Origin of the sequence: Porphyrobacter sp. SLTP, from assembly GCF_009905735.1 — a bacterium.
Lineage (GTDB): Bacteria > Pseudomonadota > Alphaproteobacteria > Sphingomonadales > Sphingomonadaceae > Erythrobacter.
The window spans coordinates 182,178-199,789 of the sequence record NZ_JAAALE010000001.1; the positions used below are offsets into that span (position 1 = coordinate 182,178).

18 protein-coding genes are annotated in these 17,612 nt (G+C 63.9%); 10 read left to right on the plus strand and 8 right to left on the minus strand.

Annotation, left to right across the window (positions count from 1 at the left end):
• Positions 1-12 precede the first annotated feature (12 nt).
• Positions 13-1,080 (minus strand): BLUF domain-containing protein, encoded by a 1,068-nt coding sequence (locus tag GVM20_RS00745; RefSeq protein WP_166545391.1) that lies wholly within the window; start codon positions 1,078-1,080, stop codon positions 13-15.
• A 598-nt stretch (positions 1,081-1,678) separates the two neighbouring features.
• On the opposite strand from GVM20_RS00745, the gene GVM20_RS00750 reads away from it, so the two are divergent.
• Both GVM20_RS00750 and GVM20_RS00755 read left to right on the plus strand, forming a co-directional pair.
• Complete coding sequence (locus GVM20_RS00750) at positions 1,679-1,948, plus strand: GlsB/YeaQ/YmgE family stress response membrane protein (protein WP_166545392.1); 270 nt, start codon at positions 1,679-1,681, stop codon at positions 1,946-1,948.
• Positions 1,949-1,965: 17 nt separating this feature from the next.
• Complete coding sequence (locus GVM20_RS00755) at positions 1,966-2,256, plus strand: hypothetical protein (protein WP_166545393.1); 291 nt, start codon at positions 1,966-1,968, stop codon at positions 2,254-2,256.
• 90 nt (positions 2,257-2,346) lie between these two features.
• Here the strand turns inward: GVM20_RS00755 and GVM20_RS00760 are convergent, their stop codons facing one another.
• Positions 2,347-2,883 (minus strand): sigma-70 family RNA polymerase sigma factor, encoded by a 537-nt coding sequence (locus tag GVM20_RS00760; RefSeq protein WP_166545394.1) that lies wholly within the window; start codon positions 2,881-2,883, stop codon positions 2,347-2,349.
• Between the two features lie 205 nt (positions 2,884-3,088).
• Between GVM20_RS00760 and GVM20_RS00765 the strand changes: the two genes are divergently transcribed.
• The gene (locus GVM20_RS00765) at positions 3,089-3,694 is read left to right on the plus strand and encodes a DUF4142 domain-containing protein (protein WP_166545395.1); all 606 of its coding nucleotides are present in this window, start codon (positions 3,089-3,091) and stop codon (positions 3,692-3,694) included.
• A gap of 69 nt (positions 3,695-3,763) precedes the next feature.
• Here GVM20_RS00765 and GVM20_RS00770 read toward each other — a convergent pair whose 3' ends face one another.
• The 3 genes from GVM20_RS00770 to GVM20_RS00780 form a co-directional block, all read right to left on the minus strand.
• Entirely contained in the window at positions 3,764-5,182 is a 1,419-nt protein-coding gene (locus GVM20_RS00770) for an alpha,alpha-trehalose-phosphate synthase (UDP-forming) (RefSeq protein WP_166545396.1), read from the minus strand.
• Positions 5,183-5,340: 158 nt separating this feature from the next.
• The gene (gene otsB, locus GVM20_RS00775) at positions 5,341-6,054 is read right to left on the minus strand and encodes a trehalose-phosphatase (RefSeq protein ID WP_166545397.1); all 714 of its coding nucleotides are present in this window, start codon (positions 6,052-6,054) and stop codon (positions 5,341-5,343) included.
• The gene (locus tag GVM20_RS00780) at positions 6,051-7,310 is read right to left on the minus strand and encodes a cation:proton antiporter (RefSeq protein ID WP_166545398.1); all 1,260 of its coding nucleotides are present in this window, start codon (positions 7,308-7,310) and stop codon (positions 6,051-6,053) included. Before GVM20_RS00780 ends, otsB begins: the two co-directional genes overlap by 4 nt.
• Positions 7,311-7,939: 629 nt before the next feature.
• On the opposite strand from GVM20_RS00780, the gene GVM20_RS16490 reads away from it, so the two are divergent.
• Entirely contained in the window at positions 7,940-8,692 is a 753-nt protein-coding gene (locus GVM20_RS16490) for a Crp/Fnr family transcriptional regulator (RefSeq protein ID WP_166545399.1), read from the plus strand.
• A 63-nt stretch (positions 8,693-8,755) separates the two neighbouring features.
• Here GVM20_RS16490 and GVM20_RS00790 read toward each other — a convergent pair whose 3' ends face one another.
• Both GVM20_RS00790 and GVM20_RS00795 read right to left on the minus strand, forming a co-directional pair.
• On the minus strand, positions 8,756-9,130 hold the full coding sequence (locus tag GVM20_RS00790; protein WP_166545400.1) for a response regulator: 375 nt from the start codon (positions 9,128-9,130) through the stop codon (positions 8,756-8,758).
• A 13-nt stretch (positions 9,131-9,143) separates the two neighbouring features.
• Positions 9,144-11,282: a PAS domain-containing protein gene (locus GVM20_RS00795; protein ID WP_166545401.1), complete on the minus strand. Its 2,139-nt coding sequence runs from the start codon at positions 11,280-11,282 to the stop codon at positions 9,144-9,146.
• A gap of 153 nt (positions 11,283-11,435) precedes the next feature.
• Between GVM20_RS00795 and GVM20_RS16235 the strand changes: the two genes are divergently transcribed.
• The 3 genes from GVM20_RS16235 to GVM20_RS00810 all read left to right on the plus strand — a co-directional run bounded on the left by GVM20_RS16235 (position 11,436) and on the right by GVM20_RS00810 (position 13,054).
• Positions 11,436-11,681, plus strand: a complete 246-nt coding sequence (locus GVM20_RS16235; RefSeq protein ID WP_234031775.1) for a hypothetical protein — start codon at positions 11,436-11,438, stop codon at positions 11,679-11,681.
• Positions 11,682-11,850: 169 nt separating this feature from the next.
• Positions 11,851-12,588 carry a Crp/Fnr family transcriptional regulator gene (locus GVM20_RS00805; protein ID WP_166545402.1) on the plus strand — a complete coding sequence of 246 codons (738 nt, stop codon included), beginning with the start codon at positions 11,851-11,853 and terminating at the stop codon, positions 12,586-12,588.
• A gap of 163 nt (positions 12,589-12,751) precedes the next feature.
• Complete coding sequence (locus tag GVM20_RS00810) at positions 12,752-13,054, plus strand: SemiSWEET family sugar transporter (RefSeq protein ID WP_166545403.1); 303 nt, start codon at positions 12,752-12,754, stop codon at positions 13,052-13,054.
• A gap of 35 nt (positions 13,055-13,089) precedes the next feature.
• Here the strand turns inward: GVM20_RS00810 and GVM20_RS00815 are convergent, their stop codons facing one another.
• On the minus strand, positions 13,090-13,452 hold the full coding sequence (locus GVM20_RS00815) for a PRC-barrel domain-containing protein (protein WP_166545404.1): 363 nt from the start codon (positions 13,450-13,452) through the stop codon (positions 13,090-13,092).
• A 258-nt stretch (positions 13,453-13,710) separates the two neighbouring features.
• On the opposite strand from GVM20_RS00815, the gene GVM20_RS00820 reads away from it, so the two are divergent.
• Genes GVM20_RS00820 through GVM20_RS00830 form a run of 3 tightly spaced genes read left to right on the plus strand, consistent with a single transcriptional unit; the run spans position 13,711 to position 17,566 of the window.
• Entirely contained in the window at positions 13,711-14,229 is a 519-nt protein-coding gene (locus GVM20_RS00820) for a sigma-70 family RNA polymerase sigma factor (protein ID WP_166545405.1), read from the plus strand.
• A gap of 39 nt (positions 14,230-14,268) precedes the next feature.
• Positions 14,269-15,192 carry a FecR family protein gene (locus GVM20_RS00825; protein ID WP_234031794.1) on the plus strand — a complete coding sequence of 308 codons (924 nt, stop codon included), beginning with the start codon at positions 14,269-14,271 and terminating at the stop codon, positions 15,190-15,192.
• Positions 15,193-15,223: 31 nt separating this feature from the next.
• Positions 15,224-17,566, plus strand: coding sequence for a TonB-dependent receptor (locus tag GVM20_RS00830; RefSeq protein WP_353653082.1), 2,343 nt, complete (start codon positions 15,224-15,226; stop codon positions 17,564-17,566).
• The last annotated feature ends 46 nt before the right edge of the window (positions 17,567-17,612 follow it).

The window sequence follows — 17,612 nt, forward strand, 5'->3', positions numbered from 1 at the left end:
GCGGAAACCGCTCTAACGGCCTCGGCGGCTGTTTTCGCGGCGGCTCTTGCGCACCAGTTCGGCCATGCGGATGCTGGCACCCGCCACCGTCATGCGCGCATGATCCGCGCCGACCGAGGCAGCGGTCGCGGCTGCCTCGGCAAACAGGCGGCCGCCCACCGACACCACCGTGGGGTGGTTAGCCGGAACAAGCCGGCTGTGTTCGACCGCGCTGCGCAGACGTTCGAGCGATTGCTGGCGGAACAGGGCATCGGACAGACCGATGTCGATCGCATCGGGCTTTTGCGCGCCGAGCTGGTTGAGCAAGGCTTCCTCGGTATCGGGGAAAGCCATCTCCACCTGCCAGCCTGCATCGGTGAACTGGTCGGCCAGCAGCGCCGTGCCAAGCATGTGCGGCTCCCCCGGCGCGGTAGCCAGGAGGATGCTGTAACGGCTGCTGCGGATACCCTGCTGGGCCGTTTCATACCGCACAGCGTGGCCTGCCATCTGCAACATACTGATGGCGATTGTCAGTTCGAGCTCGGTGCAATCATCGGCGAGCCAGGCATCGCCGAGCGCGCGGGCCGCAGGCTCAATTAGCAGGCTGAGCACAGCATCGCTCGTCCAACCCTGTTCGGCGAGCGCTGCCATCAACGCATTGAGGCCTATATCGTCGCCATCCAGCGACATCTGCACGGCCTTGCGAACATGATCGGCCACGGCTGGCGGCAGGTCGAATTGGCCGCCGACCGGATCGGGAATGCGGCTGACATTGCTGCTCAGGAACATGTCCCAGCCGGTGAACAACCGGGCCGGGGCCATGTGCTTGCTCAGCACTTCGATTTCGCTGTGGCGCTGATCGCGGGCAACCGAGGACCAGATGGCCTCCAACCCTTCGGGCGGGCCTTCAAGGGTCTGGAGAAACCGGCCTTCTTCGAACAACAGCATCCCCGTGACGCCGACGCTGCGATTGCGCGCGCGGGCTTGCCGGGCGAGCGATTGCAGCTCGGTTGCGTCCGGAATCTTGGTCGCGGTGCTCTGATACGTCAGGCACCCGATCCAATTGTCTTGCGCGCCTTGAAGGTTGTCCGTCCTGGCCATTCACCCATCCCCACTGCACCTTTACGAAAGGGTCAGTCGAGCACCGCAGAGAACGAACTCCGCACAGGCCCGGCGCGATCCCTCCGCCGCCTCTTGTCTTTCCCTGGCAAGTGGTCCGGCATCTGTCGCACCGGTCGTTCCGCCCTGGATTGCCGCTTAGCCCATTGAGGCCGGGCGACTTCGGCGTGCCCGTACGATCATCCGGCGCCCACACATTGCGTGCTGAAAGCTGCGGTCGGCCTGCGGGCAGACCGTTCTGCCGTATCGGGATCATCAGGAGAGCCGGTAGTTTCGTCAAGTGATATATCCCGCACCCGTTTGCCCGATTGCGCAACAATCGCGGCTTTCCGGGGTATTGCGCCGGCAGATTTACCGATGGTCCCGCTCTGGGGCGAGCCTGGAGGCGCGGACATGGCCCGCGATCCGGCGCGATTGGCCCTCTGCAAGCCTGAGTCGCACCCACACTGGGAGCACAACATAGGTGATGGTGAATAGTCGCCGACCTGTCAGTCAGGGCCGCGTCGAGGCCGTTCCGCGCATCGCTGCCTGGCAGCGTCAAGGTGCCGGACCGGAACATTCCTCGGCCAGGAGACAACGAATGAACCTAATAATTGTCATAATCGTCGGCGGCATTCTCGGCTGGCTCGCCAGCATCGTGATGCGGACCAACGCGCAGCAGGGCATTCTCCTCAACATCGTGGTCGGCATTGTCGGCGCGTTGCTTGCCGGGTTCCTGATCTCGCCCTTGCTCGGCGTTGCGCCGATCACTTCGGGCGCATTCGATATCAGCGCATTGCTGGTGTCCTTCCTTGGCGCGCTGATCCTGCTCGCCATCGTCAATCTCGTTCGCCGCGGTTCCGTGCGTTGAACAAAGGAGCACGTCACATGAAGAAGATCATTACCATCGCTGCGCTCGGCGCATCGGCCCTCGCGCTTGCCGCCTGTGCGGAGAGCAAGCAGGAAGAAGCACTCGAAGCCCAGGCCGAAGACGTCCGCGAAGCGGGCGAACAGACCGCCGATCAGATGGAAGACCGTGCCGACACGCTCGACAAGACGGTCGACGGGGTGGATTCGACCGCCGAGCAGAACCTTGAGAACAAGGCTGACGCCGTGCGCGACACCACCGAAGCCAAGGCTGACGCGCTTGAGGAAAAGGCCGACAACCTTCCCCAGTAAAGCCTTTGGGCTTCAGACGGCGCTGATTGTGAGGCACATCCGCGGCGCCGTCTGTGTGCGGGCCTGTCCAGTGGACAGGCCCGCCCATGTTTAGGCCTCGGGCAAGGCATCCGCGCCGTCGATGATTGCCCGGATCGCCGCGCGCCCGCGATTGATCCGGCTCTTGACGGTGCCGATCTTGCAATCGGTCGCGATGGCCGCTTCCTCGTAACTCATCCCCGCCCCCGCGATCAGCATCAGCATCTCGCGCTGCGTGTTGGGCAATTGTCCCAGAGCCACCTCGATATCGTGGAGATGGAGCCCTTCTTCCTGATTGGGTTGCTGGATCAGAATCCGCTCCGCTGCCTCAGGATCCCACGGGGTCAACCGGCTGCGCTTGCGCGCGGTGCTGTAGAACTGGTTGCGCAGGATCGTGAACACCCACGGACGGAACTTGCTGCCCGGCTGGAAGGTATGACGCGATGACCAGGCGCGAACCATGGTCTCCTGCACCAGATCGTCAGCCATATCGCGCTGACGGCATAGCGACTGCGCAAAGCGCCGCAGCGCCGGGAGCGATGCGGTCATTTCATCGGTGAAGCCGGAGGCAGGATTTTCACAGGAACTGGTCGGGGCTGGCTTGTGCATGGCACCTTTCCGTCACGTTTCTCTCCCGTGCCTCTCTTGGGCCACCTTCCGTCCGTGTTCCCTATACTCGGCAAGGATTTGCGCGCCGCCGACGCACGCAAAGCGTTAAACCGGGTCATTGGCTTATGTGAGTTCGCCCGGCTGTCTCCCGTCCTATCAGTGGCAGCCTCCCGCCGCGTGCGCGGCTGATGTGAAAGGATGGAGCATGCGTATCCCATTGCTGATCGCCGCCAGCCTGCTGGCAACGGCCTGTGACAGCCCCGGCTCTGACGCAAACATGGCTGCCAGCGGTGTTGGCGAAGCGCAAAACGATGCCGACAGCGCCTTGACCGAAGAAGCCCCCACGTCGCTGGCCTTCGTGCAGGCCGCCGCCATGTCGAACCTTTATGAAATCGCCGCTGCCAACATCGCGCTGGACAAGGCCGAAGCCGGGTCAGTGCGGGATTTTGCGCAAATGATGGTCACCGACCACTCGAAGGCGCTGGAGACGCTTGAGGATGCGGTGGGAAGTTCGGGCCAGACGCTGGCACTGCCGATCAATCTCGATGCCGATCATCAGGCCAAAGTCGATATTCTTCAGAGCCTTCAGGGCGCCGCCTTTGACCGCGAATATCTGAGCCAGCAAATGACCGCGCACCGCGAGGCGCTGACCTTGCTCAAGGCCTATGGCGGTGAAGGCGAGATTGCGGAGCTGCGCCAGTTTGCCCAAGGCGCGATCCCGACCGTCCAGAAGCATCATGACTGGCTCGAAAAGAACACCCCGCAGCCGGGTACAGCGATGGCGGGTGGCCAAGCCAAACCCACGCCGTAACGAGACCATCGTTCCGACAATGCAAACCCCGTGTGGCGGTGCGCCGCACGGGGTTTTGTTTGCTTGTGTTCAGTCGGCGTTGACGGCTTTGTGCACCAAGCGCGCGGCGGGCTTTGGCCCGGCTTCTTCCAGCGCGGCCAGGAAGGTCTTCGACCACCAGTGAACGTCCTGCTTGACGATGCAATCGAACATCGCCTTGTGCCGCTCCTGCCGCTCGGCGAGCGGCATTGAAAGCGCCCGGGCGATGCCATCGGCCATGTCCTCGCTGCTGTGCGGATTGACGATCACCGCGCCTTCAAGCTGCGCGGCGGCCCCGGCAAAGCGTGACAGCACCAGCACGCCGGGATCGGCGGGATCCTGGGCTGCGACATATTCCTTGGCGACCAGATTCATCCCGTCCCGCAAGGGCGTGACCAACCCGACCCGCGCCGCGCGGTAGATGCCGAACAGCTTCTCACGCGAGTAGCCGTGATTGACGTAACGGATCGGCACCCAGTCGATTGTCGCGAACTCGCCATTGATGCTGCCTGACAGCGCGTTCAGTTCGGCGCGGATCTGCTGATAACTCGGCACATCCCCGCGTGATGGCGGCGCGATCTGCAGCAGCGACACCTTTTCGCGCAATTCGGGGTGGTTGGTGAGGAACTGCTGGTAGGCGATGAAGCGCTCCTGCAACCCCTTGGAATAATCGAGCCTGTCGACCCCCACAATCATGTCGCGCCCGACCGCGCTCACCATCAGCTGGGTCTGCGCCTGCTTGGCGGCCAAGGTGTGGGCGGCGCTACAGAAGTCGGCGGTGTCCAGCCCGATCGGGCAGACGAGCATTCGCGTGCGCCGCTCACCGAAGCTGACGATCTCGCCGTCAATCTCGGCATCGAGATGGGCGGTGACATAGTCCATGAACGCCTGCCGCCACTCGTCCGACTGGAAGCCGACCACATCGTAATCGAGCAGGCTTTCGACCAGCTCGCGGTGATCGGGCAGCGATATCAGCAGGCTTGGCGGCGGCCAGGGGATGTGGAGGAAGAAGCCGATCCGGTTGCGAAAACCGCGCTCGCGCAGCTGCTGGCCAAGCGGCAGGAGGTGATAGTCATGCACCCAGACCAGATCGTCCGGCTCGATCAGCGGGCCGACGGTTTCGGCAAAGCGGTGGTTCACCCGCGCATAGCCGCCGGCAAAATCGCGCGCGATTTCGGTCAGGTCGAGCCGGTAGTGGAAGAGCGGCCACAAGGTGCGATTGGCAAAGCCGTTGTAATATTCCTCGATGTCCTGCGCTTCGAGGTCGATGGTCGCCGTGGCGACTCCGTTGGCGCGGCGGAAGGTGATCTGGCCGGTGAATTCGTCGGTCTGCTCACCCGACCAGCCGAACCAGATACCGTTGCTGGCGCGGAGACCTGCCGCCAGTGCGACGGCCAGCCCACCACGATTGGCGGTCTCGCCTTCGGTTTCGGTTTGCACGCGGTTGGAAATGGCAATCAGGCGAGGCATCGGCGACCCTCCGTTGTGGAGCAGGGCCGCACCGGGTGCGACCTTGCAGGGGTAAAGCCGGGGCGGAGCTTGTCCGCGAAATCCAGCGACCTTGCGACCCTTGCCCGAACCGGGCCAGCCAAAAAATGGCCTATGTGGTAAATCTGGCCGAGGCCCGGTTACGCCAGCAATTTGCGGATGTGGCTGATCACTTCGGCTGGGCCAGCAAGCACGTCATCGGCGTGGGCGGCGATCTTCTGACCCACCGCAATCCCGCGCCCGCCCAACTTGCGTGCGGCGATGATGGCCGGAATATCGGTCAGGTCGTCACCGATATAGACGGGTGAGCTCCCCGCAAATCGCCGCCGGTCCATGATCTGGCGCACGGCCTCCCCCTTGTTCGCACCGGGCAAAAGCAGTTCAAACACCATGTCGCCGGGCTGGATCGCAAGGCGATGATCCTCCGCGCATTCCTTGGCCCACTCATGCACCGCCTCGCGCAGTGTCGGCGCCAGCCGGTAGTGGAGGCCGAGGCCGAAGCTCTTGAGTTCGATCACCACGCCCTGCTGCGCGCCGAAGCGCTTGTGGGTCTCGCGCGCCAGGCGGGCGAACAGCGCAGAGTGCTCGGGCACGCTCAGCAGGCCGTCGCTGCGCAATTCGAGCCCGTGGCTGGCGGCGACGGTAACGCCGCTCAGGCTCTCGCCCCACAGCGCATCAAGCTGTTCGAGCGAGCGGCCGGATATGATCGCCACCCGCCCGTCCAGCCGTGCCATCGCCTCGGCGATCAAGGCGCGCAGATCGTCTCCAACCGCGATGGCATCGGGCGTGGCGACGATCGGCACCAGCGTGCCATCGAAATCCAGCAGCAGGGCGAGGGGCTGCGGCAGCGTCATTGCGCCTGCTCCGGTTCGTGCCGGGGTCTTCGTTGTGGTTCTGATGCGGTATCGGCGCGGATGCCTGCGAGCACAGGGGCGGCGCTGAGGCCGTGGACCAGTGCGGACAGCGCAATCGCCAGCAGCACGATCAGCCACAGGTCGGTCAGCCCCGCCAAAGGCGCCGCGCTTGCGGCAAAGGCGAGGTAGTAGAGGCTCCCGATCCCGCGCACGCCAAAGGCGGCGGTGACAAAGCGTTCGCGCGGCGGCAGGCCCGATCCGGCGAGTGCTACCCACCCGCTAAGTGGGCGAACAAGGAAGATGAGGCTCGCCGCGATAGCGACGTGTTTCCACTCCACCCACGCCGCATAGGTGCCGAGCGCCGCCCCCGTCATCAGCAGCAAAACCGCCGTCAGCGCGTGTTCGATGGCGAGGTTGAAGAGGTGGAGATTGCTGTGGAAGCTGTGCTTGGCCTCGACCCGGCGGAACGCCATCCCGCCCACGAAGCAGGCGACAAAGCCATAGCCGTGGATGAACTCGGCCGCACCGTAGCACACCAGCACGCCCGCCAGCGCGAGCACGCCCGATCCGGTCTCGGCGAGGATATTGCCCATCGGCCAGCGGAACACCACTTGCCCCAGCAGCCAACCCGTCAGGCCACCGCTGACCGCACCCGCTGCGATCCGGTAGGCGACGTCATAGCTGAGCCAGTTGAACGCTTCGGTGCCGGAAATCCCGCCCAGCGCTGCAATGGCGAGGTAGACGAAGGGGAAGGCCAGCCCGTCATTCAACCCGGCTTCGGTGGTGAGGGCGAAGCGCACGGGATGCTCGCCGCCTTCGGTTGGCGGGCCGACCTGTAAATCGCCTGCCAGCACCGGGTCGGTGGGCGCAAGCACAGCGCCCAGCAGCAGCGCGCTCGCCAGCGGCAGGCCGACGGCCATGCCTGCCAGCACCATCGCGCCGATGGTCAGCGGCATCGCCACCGCCAGCAGCCGCCACGTCACCCGCCAGCGCGCAAAGGGACGCACCACGTCAAGCCGCATGCCCGTGGCAAACAGCGCGACGATCACGGCCATTTCGCTCATCGTCTCCCACCATTGTGGGTGGCTGATGGGCGTGAACAGCGGCGGCGCCTCATCGATCGCCAGCGCGCAAATGAAGCCGGCAAGGATCAGCAAGGCCGATGCGGCAGGCTCGCGGCCAGAGACGAACCGTGGCAACCAGAATGCGGCCAGAATGGCGAGTCCCGCGAACAGCAGGAATTCGTGATAGGACATGAATAGGTGACTGCCATTGGTCCCGCGGGAGGGGCGGGAGCCGCGGGCATGGCGTGGGCAAGGGAGCCGAACACTAACCGGGTATAGCAACCCGGTATTGCCGACCCTTGCGGTTCCCTCAAGGTGTGGATGCGAAGCCCACAAAAAACCCCGCCCATCGCTGGGCGGGGAGTATATTGGGGCAATGACCGGGCCAAAAAGAAAGCCGAACGCAGCCCGGGTCATCCGATGACCGGAAGGATCGGGACCTTCTGGTGCCATGGTCTCTGCCCAGCCCACGCACGGCACGCTCTAACCTAAATTGGACTCGTGCAAATTAGGGCGCCCCAACGGCGATTGCGTTGCCATTTCCGGCCTTCGCCCGCCGAGCCGTGACAGACCGTCGTCCCTGTTTTCAGGCATCAAGGAACCAGATGGGCCAAACCGCATTGTTCCATGGTAGCCAGAAAGGCAACGTTGAGGGACTTTGCTTCGCCCAGTTTACCGATCAAGGTGGTTGTTTAAGTCAGTGTGCCGCTTTTTTCCGGTGAGCCGAACGCAATTCGACCCCCGACGTAACTTTTGAGTGAGAGAAGAAACGGCTATTCAGGGATATTGCATATGACGCAACACTCCCAAGGAGGACGCCAGTGTCCAATGCTTTTTTACAACGCCTGACGCACGCGGCCGTACTCTCGGATGAGGAGCTGGCTGCCGTTGAAGAATTATGCCGACAGCCCAAGGATATCGCGGCCAAGAAGTACCTCTCGCGCGATGGTGACGAGATGGTGTCCTTCCCGGTCGTGCTCAGCGGTTGGGCCGCCCGCTACCAGATCCTGCGCGACGGAGCGCGGCAGATCACGCGCTTGCTGCTGCCGGGTGATGCCTTCTACTTCGATTCGTCGCCCGATGGCGTCGCGATCGAGGAAGTCATAACCCTCAGCGCATGCCGCATCGTGAACATTCTCCACGCCGATATGCGCCGCGTGATCGACCGTTTCCCAGCGGTGGGTGAAGCGATGCGCAGCTATGGCAGCATGGAAAATGCCGTGATGGCGTCATGGGTGGTCAATGTCGGTCGCCGCGATGCGCTGGAGCGGATGGCGCATCTGATCTGCGAGGCGCATTACCGGCTTTCGCTGGTCGATCCCAAGCTGGATGAGCAGATGTTCTTCCCGCTGACGCAGGACGATCTGGCCGACGCGCTTGGCCTGACCCCGGTGCACATCAACCGCAAGCTGCAACAGTTGCGTCAGGATCAACTGATCACGCTGCGATCAAAGCAGTTGATCATTCATGACCTGCGAAGCCTGCAACAGGTCGCCGGGTTCGACAGCGCCTATCTCGCGCCCCGCACCCAGACGCCGCGCGATCAGGAACGGCTGAAGGCTATCGCGGCCTAACTGTCCCGCGCAATTAGGGAAATGGTGAGCGCAGTGGCATCACTGCGCTCACCGAACCTTGCGCTAGCTCCCGCGTGTCGCCAGTCTTGCGATGACGCTGATCACCCGGTCAAGGTCGGCCGGCTTGCTGATGCATACGCTGGCGGCAAGATCATCGGGCAGCATCCCCGCGTCATAACCGGTCAGAAATGCGAACGGGATTGCCCGCGCCTGAAGCTCGCGCGCGAAATCGAACGTGTGGCTATGGCCCAGATTGATGTCGATCAGCGCCGCATCAATCGGCCCTTCGGCGAGTAGACTGGCCAGATCGGGCACGATCGCGGTGACGGCGACGACCTTGGCACCGGCTTGCTGGAGCATCTGCTTGCAATCATGGGCCTGGTAGTAATCATCTTCGACGATGATGATGCGGCACCCGGAGAGCACTCTGTCGGTCATGGCAGCGCCCCAATCAGGAACGGGTCTCGAGAATGCTGCCGGAATCCGTCAGCGGAAACTCCAGCTGCGCCAGCACTCCGGTGTCGTGAATATCGAAGCGCCCTTCGCCCTGCAATTCGTAGGGCACGCGTTCCTCGATCAGCCGCCGCCCAAAGCCCTTGCGGTTGAACTTCGTCTTGCGCTGCGGGGAGGTTTCCTGCCAGCGCAAGTTCATCCAGGGCTTTCCATTCTTTTCCAGAGTCGTCCACACGATCCGAATATACCCGGTATCGCCGAGCGCGCCATATTTGATCGAGTTGGTTGCAAGTTCATGCACGGCGAGTGTGACAATCTCGGCGGCATGGGGCGACAGAGCGATGGGTGGCCCGTCCAGATGATACTGATGCGGCTGAGCGGCGTGGACCAGCAATTCCTCGCGCACGAGCTCGGCCAGATCGACGTTGCGGCCGGGTGAGCGGGTGAGGGTGCTCTGAGTCCGGCCCATCGCTTGCAGGCGACCGATCAGGTGATCGACATAATCGCTGACATTGCGATGGCTGGGCGCCGACAGCCGGGCAACCGAACGGACCATGCCGATCAGGTTGCGCACGCGGTGCTGCAATTCGGCGACGAGCAGCCTTTGCCATTCCTCCTCGCGGCGGCGCTGGGTGGTGTCGACCATCGCGCCGAGCATTCGCACCGGCTTGCCGTCATCGTCAAACAGGAAGCGACCGCGCGCGGATAACCAGCGAACTTCACCGGTGGGATGGCATACGCGATATTCGTTGACGTATTCGCAGCCGCTTTCCATCGCTTCCCTGATCTTGGCCTCGGTTGGGCTGCGATCATCCGGGTGCACACGTTCAGACCAAATTTCATAGGTCGGGACGATCTCGCCCGGCTCGTACCCTTCCATGCGGAAATGTTCGTCCGACCAGGTCAATTCGCCGGTTTCGACATTCCAGTCCCACAACCCCACCTTGCCGATCTCGCTCGCCACCCGCAGCATTTCTGCGCCGTGGGATAGCTGCTGTTCAACCTGCCGGCGGGCGGTGATGTCGGTGGCCATCCCGAACCATTCGGTGATCTCGCCATCTTCGCCCAGCACCGGGATCGCGCGCGAGGAAAGCCAGCTGAGGATACCGTCAGCGGTCAGCACGCGGTGTTCGATCTTGAGCGGCTGACGGTTGCGGATCGCCTCGGCGAGCGCGGCTTCCACCATCGCCCGGTCACTTTCAGGGACGAAGTCTTCGATCCAGTTACCCGGAGCGCCACGATTGCCGAGCAGGTCCCTGCCGCCGACCTGCTCCATCTCCGTGCCTTGCGGGTTCATGCGGAAAATCAGATCGGACGTCGCCTCGATGAGGGATTGCAGGCGGCCTTCGCTGTGACGCAGCGCGATTTCCATCGTCTTGCGGGGGCCGATGTTCTCGAACAGGATCCCGACCTGATAGGGGGCCTGCTCGCCGATCGGGAAGGCGAAGACGTCGAACCAGCGGCCCATGGCGGAGGATTCGCTCTCGAACCGCTTGGCCACCCCGCTCATGGCGATGGCACCATAGGTTGCCGGCCAGTGATCTTCGATATCAGGCTGCATCGCGCGCATGGTCCGGCCGATCGGGTCGATCAGTCCGGTATGGCCGACGAAAGCGTCATTGGCTTCGAGGAAGCGATAATCGACGCCCTTGCCCTCGTCATCGAAGACCACTTCGATGATGCAGAAGCCTTCATCGATCGCATCGAACAACAGCTTGTAGCGGGCATCGGCTTCGCGCCGTCCGGCACGGGCGACGTGTTCGCTAGTGATGTCACGGATCCGCACCATGATCGCCCCGCGCTGGCCATGATCGATCGGGGTGAGTGCGATTTCATAGACCAGCGGCTGATCTGAACCTTCTTGAACCAGCGTCTCGGACGTCGAGTTGGCGAGAGCGCGGGCGAAGTGTTCCGACCACTGGGTCGCGTGCCTGGGGAACCGGTCGCGCAGGCGTTGTCCGGTGAGGTCATCCAGTTTGAAGAGCTTACAAAAGGCAGTGTTGGTCGAAAGATAACGCCAGTCGCTCTCCTGATCCTCTACAACCTCCAGCGGTTCAAGGACGCACACTGCATCGGGCAGCGCCTTGAAGACGGTGCTGAACAGGCTTTCGGCAGTCGGTTGTGGAAGATCCGGCATTAACTCGCCTCTCGAGCGGGGCATAAGCGATAGGGCAGTGCGCGGGATTAACATAAGTTGGTCTGGGGAAAAGCACCTGCGAGGCTGCTAACGCACGATAGGGACACACGGCTCCCGGAAGCAGAGAATGGTTCGCATGCAAAGGAGCATACTATGCGAATGATTCTCACGATGCTCGCTGTTGGCGGCGCGGCCTATGCGCTTTCCCGCAAGCTGGGTGAGCGTAGCAACGCCCACGGCAATGCCGCCTATGCGGGCAACCAGCCGCGCCAGTCCCACGATGATGTCCGCGATTCCGGCCCCGAAGCGATGCGCGATTCCCCTGGCCGCAAGTGGACGGGCGTGGACGAAGCCAGCGATCAGAGCTTTCCCGCAAGCGATCCGCCCGGCAATTACTGACGCCATCGTCGCAGAACTCGGCGACGAGCGATACGACAGGCCGGATTTCCAAGGCATTCGGTCGCATCTTTCGTCGCCAGAATGATGATTTGGGTTAGTGTCCCTTATTGCGTATTCGCTTTGAAGCGGGCTGGGTGCTCCAGCCTGATTTGAGTCGGGACCAACAATAATGGCCACAATGACCGATGCCGGGACGGAACCACTGTTCCGGCTGCTCAGCCGCTACATGGCGCTCGACCATGCCGACCGCGTGGCGCTTTCGGCGCTGGAGACAGGCCCGATCCGCAGACTCAACGCGCGCAACGACATTGCGCGTGAGGGGGAGAATCCCTCGGTCGTCCGCCTGCTGGTGTCGGGCTGGGCGTGCCGTTACAAGGACTTGCCGGATGGGCGCAGGCAGATCGTCGGCTTTTTCCTACCGGGCGATTTCTGCGATCTCAACGTCTATATTCTGCAAGAACTCGACCATTCGATCGGCGCGCTGACGAGCGTGCAGTTCTACGAAATTCAGCCTGAGCAGTTTCAGGAGGTGATCGACCAGCGCCCGAACCTGATCCGCGCGCTGCTGTGGCACGAAATGGTCTCGTCCGGCATCCAGCGCCAGTGGCTTCTGTCGATCGGGCAGCGCTCGGCGCTGGAGCGGCTCGCGCACCTGTTCGTTGAGCTTTACTACCGCTTGCAGGCGGTGGGGCTGGCGACGGGGCTGACGTTTGAACTGCCGATCACGCAGAACCATCTGGCCGAAGCCAACGGGCTGAGCCCGGTGCATCTCAATCGCACTTTGCAGGAAATGCGTCGCGAGGGATTGATCGAACTGTCAGACCGGCAGCTGAAGATCGTCGATCTCAAACACCTGAAAAAGGTGGCGATGTTCAACAGCAACTACCTGCATTTCAACCGGACTTAGCGCAAGCCGTCGCCCCGTTGCGCGAGCCGGTCGCACGCTCCGGCGGGTTTTGAACCCAGGTTATGGGCGATTGCTCCATTTCCGTCTGTCTTGCAGCCGGATCATCAGGAGCATTGGGCATGGAAGCGAGCGTACAACGATGTCTGGAACAGGCGCGGATGTCATGACGGTCGACTGGGTGACGATTGTTGGCACTATCGGCGCCTGCGCATCGGTGGCGAGCTTTACCCCGCAGGCCTGGAAGATCATCCGCGAAAGATCCACGAAGGGATTGTCGCTCGCGATGTTTGCGCTGACGGCGCTGGCGTTCGCGGCTTGGACCACGTTCGGGGTCCTCCAGGGCGAATGGACGCTGATCATCCCCAACGCAATCTGCCTGTGCTTTGCGCTGTTCATTCTCGGCATGATCGCGCTTCCGCAGCGCAAGACCGAAGAAGTCGCTGAAGCGCTTGATCCGGTGGAGTGATGGCCCCGCCACGGGGGCGAGGCCATCGGATCGGTTTAGTAGGTCACGCCGTAGTAGGAATAGACCTGCTGGCCGTAACCGGCATTGTAATCCGGTTCGTCGTTATCGGCGTAGCGGGGTGCATCCTGAAGCCGATCCTTGTCGAGATCGACCACATAGCCGCCGTGATCGGTGCTGTAGTTCAGCATCTTCCACGGGATCGGATAGTAATCGGCGCCGATGCCGAGGAATCCGCCGAATTGCATCACCGCATATTCAGCCTTGCCCGAACGCTTGTCGACCATGAAGTTGTTCACCGTGCCGAGCCGTTCGCCGCCCATATTGTAGACAGCCGTGCCTTCGACCTTGTTCGAAGCAATCAGTTCGCTGGTTTCGCCGGTATTGATGGTATCTGCCATGGGAATGTCCTCCGTTAGTAGGCAATCACGATGCTGCGGCTCGGGCGGATTGGCGGCACTCACATAAATCAGCCACCTGCGCCCACGTCCGCGAACCGCCCCAAAGCTGCGGTGGAGGGCGGCTGCGGCAAGGCCGTGCTTCTGCATGGCCTGTTCGGGCGGGAGATTTGCGCTTAAGAGAGCCGCGTTCGCCCTGGGTTCAGGCGCGGGGCGGACAAGCTTCGACCACTCTTCGCCCCTACCGTGTCCGGACTCCCGATGGCCCCCACCGCCCCGATCGAGCAGGCCTATCTCGCCAACCGGACGCGCTTGCTGCGCTTTCTGCGCGCGCGCGGAGCCGGGGATGCGGCGGAGGATCTGGTGCAGGAGCTGTGGCTCAGGCTGGCAGCGGCGCCCGATCCGGTGGCTGCGAGCGGGATCGGCTACATGATGCGCGCGGCCGACCGGCTGATGATCGACCGCTACCGGGCCGAGCGTCAGGGCAGTTTGCGTGACCGGGCATGGTCCGAAGCCCAGCCGGGCCTCACCGACAATATTGCGCCAGCGCCGGATGCGACCCGCATCATCGCCGCGCGCCAGCATGTCGCGCTGATCGAGCAGGCCTTGACCGAAGTGGGCGACCGGGCCGCCGCCATGTTCCGCCGCCACCGGATCGACGGCGTCACCCAGCGCCAGCTCGCCGATGAATTCGGGGTCAGCCTCAGCACGGTCGAGAGCGATCTGCGCTGCGCTTACAGCAAAATCGTGGCTGTGCGGGGGATGATCGATGAGGCATGAGGCGATCGGCTCCGTCTTGTTGGCAGGAGAAACCGTGTGATGAGACCTGACCAGCCGATCCGCGAACAGGCCCTCGCATGGGCTATGCTGACGCGCGAGCCCGACTTTGCCGATTGGGACGGCTTTACCGCCTGGCTTGAGGCGGACGCTGAGCACGCGGACGCCTATGACGCGGTGCAATTCGCGCTGGATGAGGCGGACGCCGCGCTGGACATCATGCCCGAGACCGAATTCACCCTCGCCGCCAATGATAACCCGCCGAAAGGCTGGATGACCACGCGCCGCGCTTGGCTGGGCGGGGCGATTGCCGCTTCGCTGGTGCTGGCGCTGAGCTTTATATTCGGGTTCGGTCCGCAAGGCGAGACGCTCTACGCCACCGCTCCGGGCGAGACGCGGCTGATCGCGCTGGACGATGGCAGCACCGTGGAATTGGGGGGTGGAAGCCGCTTGGCGGTGCTGGATGATCGCGCGGCCCGGCTCGAAGGCGGGCAGGCGCTGTTCACCATTCGCCACGATGCCGCCGATCCTTTCGTGCTGACCGCGGGCGCCGACCGGCTGGTTGATGCAGGCACGGTGTTCGATGTGCGGCTGGCAGGCAAAGCGCTCGATCTCGCCGTGGCCGAGGGTGCGGTGATCGTGAACCCCGAGGCGCAGGCGCTCAGGGTCGATGCAGGCGAGCGGGCCGTGCGGACGGGTGAGCGGTATTGGGTCGGGCCCATCGATCCGCAGGCGGTTGGCGAATGGACCCGCGGGCGGATCAGCTTCGAGGCGGCGAGCCTCGCCGAAATCGCGGCTGAACTGACCCGCGCCACCGGCATTGTCTTCACCGCAGCCCCCAGTGACATTCGCCTTGCCGGGAGCATCGCGCTGGATCAGGTGCGGGCCGATCCGCGCGCGCTCGAAGCGCTGCTCGGAGTGCGGGTCACGCCGCGCGGCAAGGGCTGGGTGATCGCGGCCGAGTGATCCTGTGAGAGCCTTCGTCCCTCTTGCTGTTGTGGCTGTGCTGGCCGCGCCTGCGCCGCTGGCTGCACAGGCGCGCGAGCTGGCAATTCCGGCCGGCACGGTGGCCGAGTCCGCGATTGCGATTGCACGGGCAACCGATGCCAGCATCGTCATCGCTGACCCCGCATTGGGGCGGCAACGCGTGGCCGGGATCAAAGGGCGGATGGATGCCGAAGGCGCGGTGAGGAAGCTTGCGCGGGCGAGCGGGATGCAGGCGGTCAAGGTCGGGCCGAAGGCATGGCGGCTGGTGGCGGCACCGCCCCGCCGTGCGTCAGTCATGCAGCGCCCGCGTCCACTGCGCGTTGCGGCGCCCGCAGCCAGCACCACGCCCCCGTCGGAGACCGAAGGCGCGCCGATCATTGTCACCGCCAGCAAGCGCGATCTGACCTTCGATGAAATCGCGGGGCAAGTGACGCTGCTCGACGGCGCGGTGCTCGAACGCGGCGGGGTCGGCGGTACCGAGAAGATCATGCAGCGCGCCGCCACGGTCAGTTCGACCTATCTCGGCAGCGGGCGCAACAAGCTTTTCATTCGCGGGATCGCGGATTCGAGCTTTACCGGGCCGACGCAGGCCACTGTTGGCCAATATTTCGGCGACCTGCGCCTCAGCTACAACGCGCCCGACCCGGACCTGCGCCTGTCCGATATGGAGCGGGTGGAAATCCTCGAAGGACCGCAGGGCACGCTCTATGGTGCAGGTTCGCTGGGCGGGATCATCCGGCTGGTGCCGCGCGCGCCGGAGGCGGGGGAGACCAGCCTTGTCGTCTCGGGCGGGGCCAGCGCGATTGCCAATGGCGAACCCGGCGGCGATCTTCATGCGACCATGAACCTGCCGCTGGTGGGTGAGACCGCGACCTTGCGGGCCAATATCGATCTCGCATCGCTCGGCGGCTATATCGACAAGCCTGAAATCGGCGGCAGCAATGTCAATCGCACCGCGATCCTGTCGGGCCGCGCGGCGCTGCGGGTCGACATCGCGCCGGGCTGGAGCGCGGATGTGATCGTGCTGGGCCAGGACACCGAGGCGGAGGACAGCCAGTATGCCGACCGCAGCGGCGCACGGCTGGTCAGTTCGGCGCAGGTCACTGAAGGCAGCCGCGCGCAATATGGGCAAGGCCAGCTGGTGGTCACCGGACAGATCGGCGAGGTGCGGATCAAATCCTCGACCGGGATCGGTGCGCAGGATCTGACCGAGCGTTATGATGCGACCGAACCTGGCGGCCCGCCGCGTCTGTTCCGCCAGCGCAACGAAACCCGCATGATCGCGAATGAAACCCGGATCTGGCAGCCGGTGGGCGAACAATTCGGCTGGGTGCTTGGCACCAGCGTGATCGACAACCGCAACACGCTGACCCGCGCCCTCGGCCCGGCGGGGGAACCTGCGACAGCGGCAACCGGGGTCGAAAACACCGTGTTCGAAATCACCGGCTATGGCGAGGCCAGCTATCGCCTGTTCCCGGCGGTGACGCTGGCGGCGGGCCTGCGCGTCACCAATGTCGAAATCGGCGGTGAGGGCGAGAATGTCGCGCTGCAAGTCGCGCTCGCCGGACGCGCGGTCACGGCCAAGCGGCGCGAGACCGCCTATCTGCCGTCCGCCTCGGTGCTGGTCGATATTGCGGAGGATGGCCGCGCCTATCTCCGCTATCAGGAGGGCTTCCGTCCCGGGGGGCTGGCCGTCTTTGGGGATTTCGTGCGCCAGTTCCGCTCCGACTACGCCCGCACCATCGAGCTCGGCGGCGGCTGGGGCCTTCCCGGTCGCGGGCCGTTCGACCTTGCGGCCAGCATTTCCTACACCCGTTGGCGCGATATTCAGGCCGATTTCATCGACGATGGCGGCCTGCCGTCGACCGCGAACATCGGCAATGGCACGATCTGGGCGGCGAGCGTTTCGGGCAGCGTCCGCCTCACTCCCGGCCTGCGGGCCGAGGCCGGCGCGACCCTCAATGACAGCGATGTGGATGAGCCGGTGTTGATCGCGCTCGCCCGCCTCAGCCGCATTCCCAACATCGCGCGCTTTTCGGGCCGCGCGGGGCTCGCCTGGCGGCAGGCCTTCGACAATGGCACCGCGATCGAGGCGGATGGCTGGGTCAGCTATGTCGGCAAGTCCCGGCTGGGGATCGGGCCGGAGCTGGGCGAATTGCAGGGCGATTACCTCGACAGCGGGCTGATCCTGCGCTTCGGGCGCGAGAATGCCGGGCTGACGCTCTCGGTCACCAACCTAGCGGGGAGCGAGGGCAATCGCTTCGCGCTCGGCACGCCGTTTACCACCGGGCGCGAACAGATCACGCCACTCCAGCCGCGCACGATCCGCATCGGGTTTGACACGCGCTTCTGATTTTTTTCGCACAGCAGCCAAGGCTGCGCAGCCGTGCCTCCGTCTC

Excerpts from the sequence above, each read along its gene's own strand:
- GVM20_RS00765 (WP_166545395.1), top strand. The coding sequence starts at position 3,089 with ATGCGTATCCCATTGCTGATCGCCGCCAGCCTGCTGGCAACGGCCTGT.
- GVM20_RS00750 (WP_166545392.1), top strand. The coding sequence starts at position 1,679 with ATGAACCTAATAATTGTCATAATCGTCGGCGGCATTCTCGGCTGGCTC.
- GVM20_RS16235 (WP_234031775.1), top strand. The coding sequence starts at position 11,436 with ATGCGAATGATTCTCACGATGCTCGCTGTTGGCGGCGCGGCCTATGCG.
- GVM20_RS00755 (WP_166545393.1), top strand. The coding sequence starts at position 1,966 with ATGAAGAAGATCATTACCATCGCTGCGCTCGGCGCATCGGCCCTCGCG.
- GVM20_RS00820 (WP_166545405.1), top strand. The coding sequence starts at position 13,711 with ATGGCCCCCACCGCCCCGATCGAGCAGGCCTATCTCGCCAACCGGACG.
- GVM20_RS00805 (WP_166545402.1), top strand. The coding sequence starts at position 11,851 with ATGGCCACAATGACCGATGCCGGGACGGAACCACTGTTCCGGCTGCTC.
- GVM20_RS00745 (WP_166545391.1), bottom strand. The coding sequence starts at position 1,080 with ATGGCCAGGACGGACAACCTTCAAGGCGCGCAAGACAATTGGATCGGG.
- GVM20_RS00815 (WP_166545404.1), bottom strand. The coding sequence starts at position 13,452 with ATGGCAGATACCATCAATACCGGCGAAACCAGCGAACTGATTGCTTCG.
- GVM20_RS00770 (WP_166545396.1), bottom strand. The coding sequence starts at position 5,182 with ATGCCTCGCCTGATTGCCATTTCCAACCGCGTGCAAACCGAAACCGAA.
- GVM20_RS00825 (WP_234031794.1), top strand. The coding sequence starts at position 14,269 with ATGAGACCTGACCAGCCGATCCGCGAACAGGCCCTCGCATGGGCTATG.
- GVM20_RS00790 (WP_166545400.1), bottom strand. The coding sequence starts at position 9,130 with ATGACCGACAGAGTGCTCTCCGGGTGCCGCATCATCATCGTCGAAGAT.
- otsB (WP_166545397.1), bottom strand. The coding sequence starts at position 6,054 with ATGACGCTGCCGCAGCCCCTCGCCCTGCTGCTGGATTTCGATGGCACG.
- GVM20_RS00810 (WP_166545403.1), top strand. The coding sequence starts at position 12,752 with ATGACGGTCGACTGGGTGACGATTGTTGGCACTATCGGCGCCTGCGCA.
- GVM20_RS00795 (WP_166545401.1), bottom strand. The coding sequence starts at position 11,282 with ATGCCGGATCTTCCACAACCGACTGCCGAAAGCCTGTTCAGCACCGTC.
- GVM20_RS00760 (WP_166545394.1), bottom strand. The coding sequence starts at position 2,883 with ATGCACAAGCCAGCCCCGACCAGTTCCTGTGAAAATCCTGCCTCCGGC.
- GVM20_RS00780 (WP_166545398.1), bottom strand. The coding sequence starts at position 7,310 with ATGTCCTATCACGAATTCCTGCTGTTCGCGGGACTCGCCATTCTGGCC.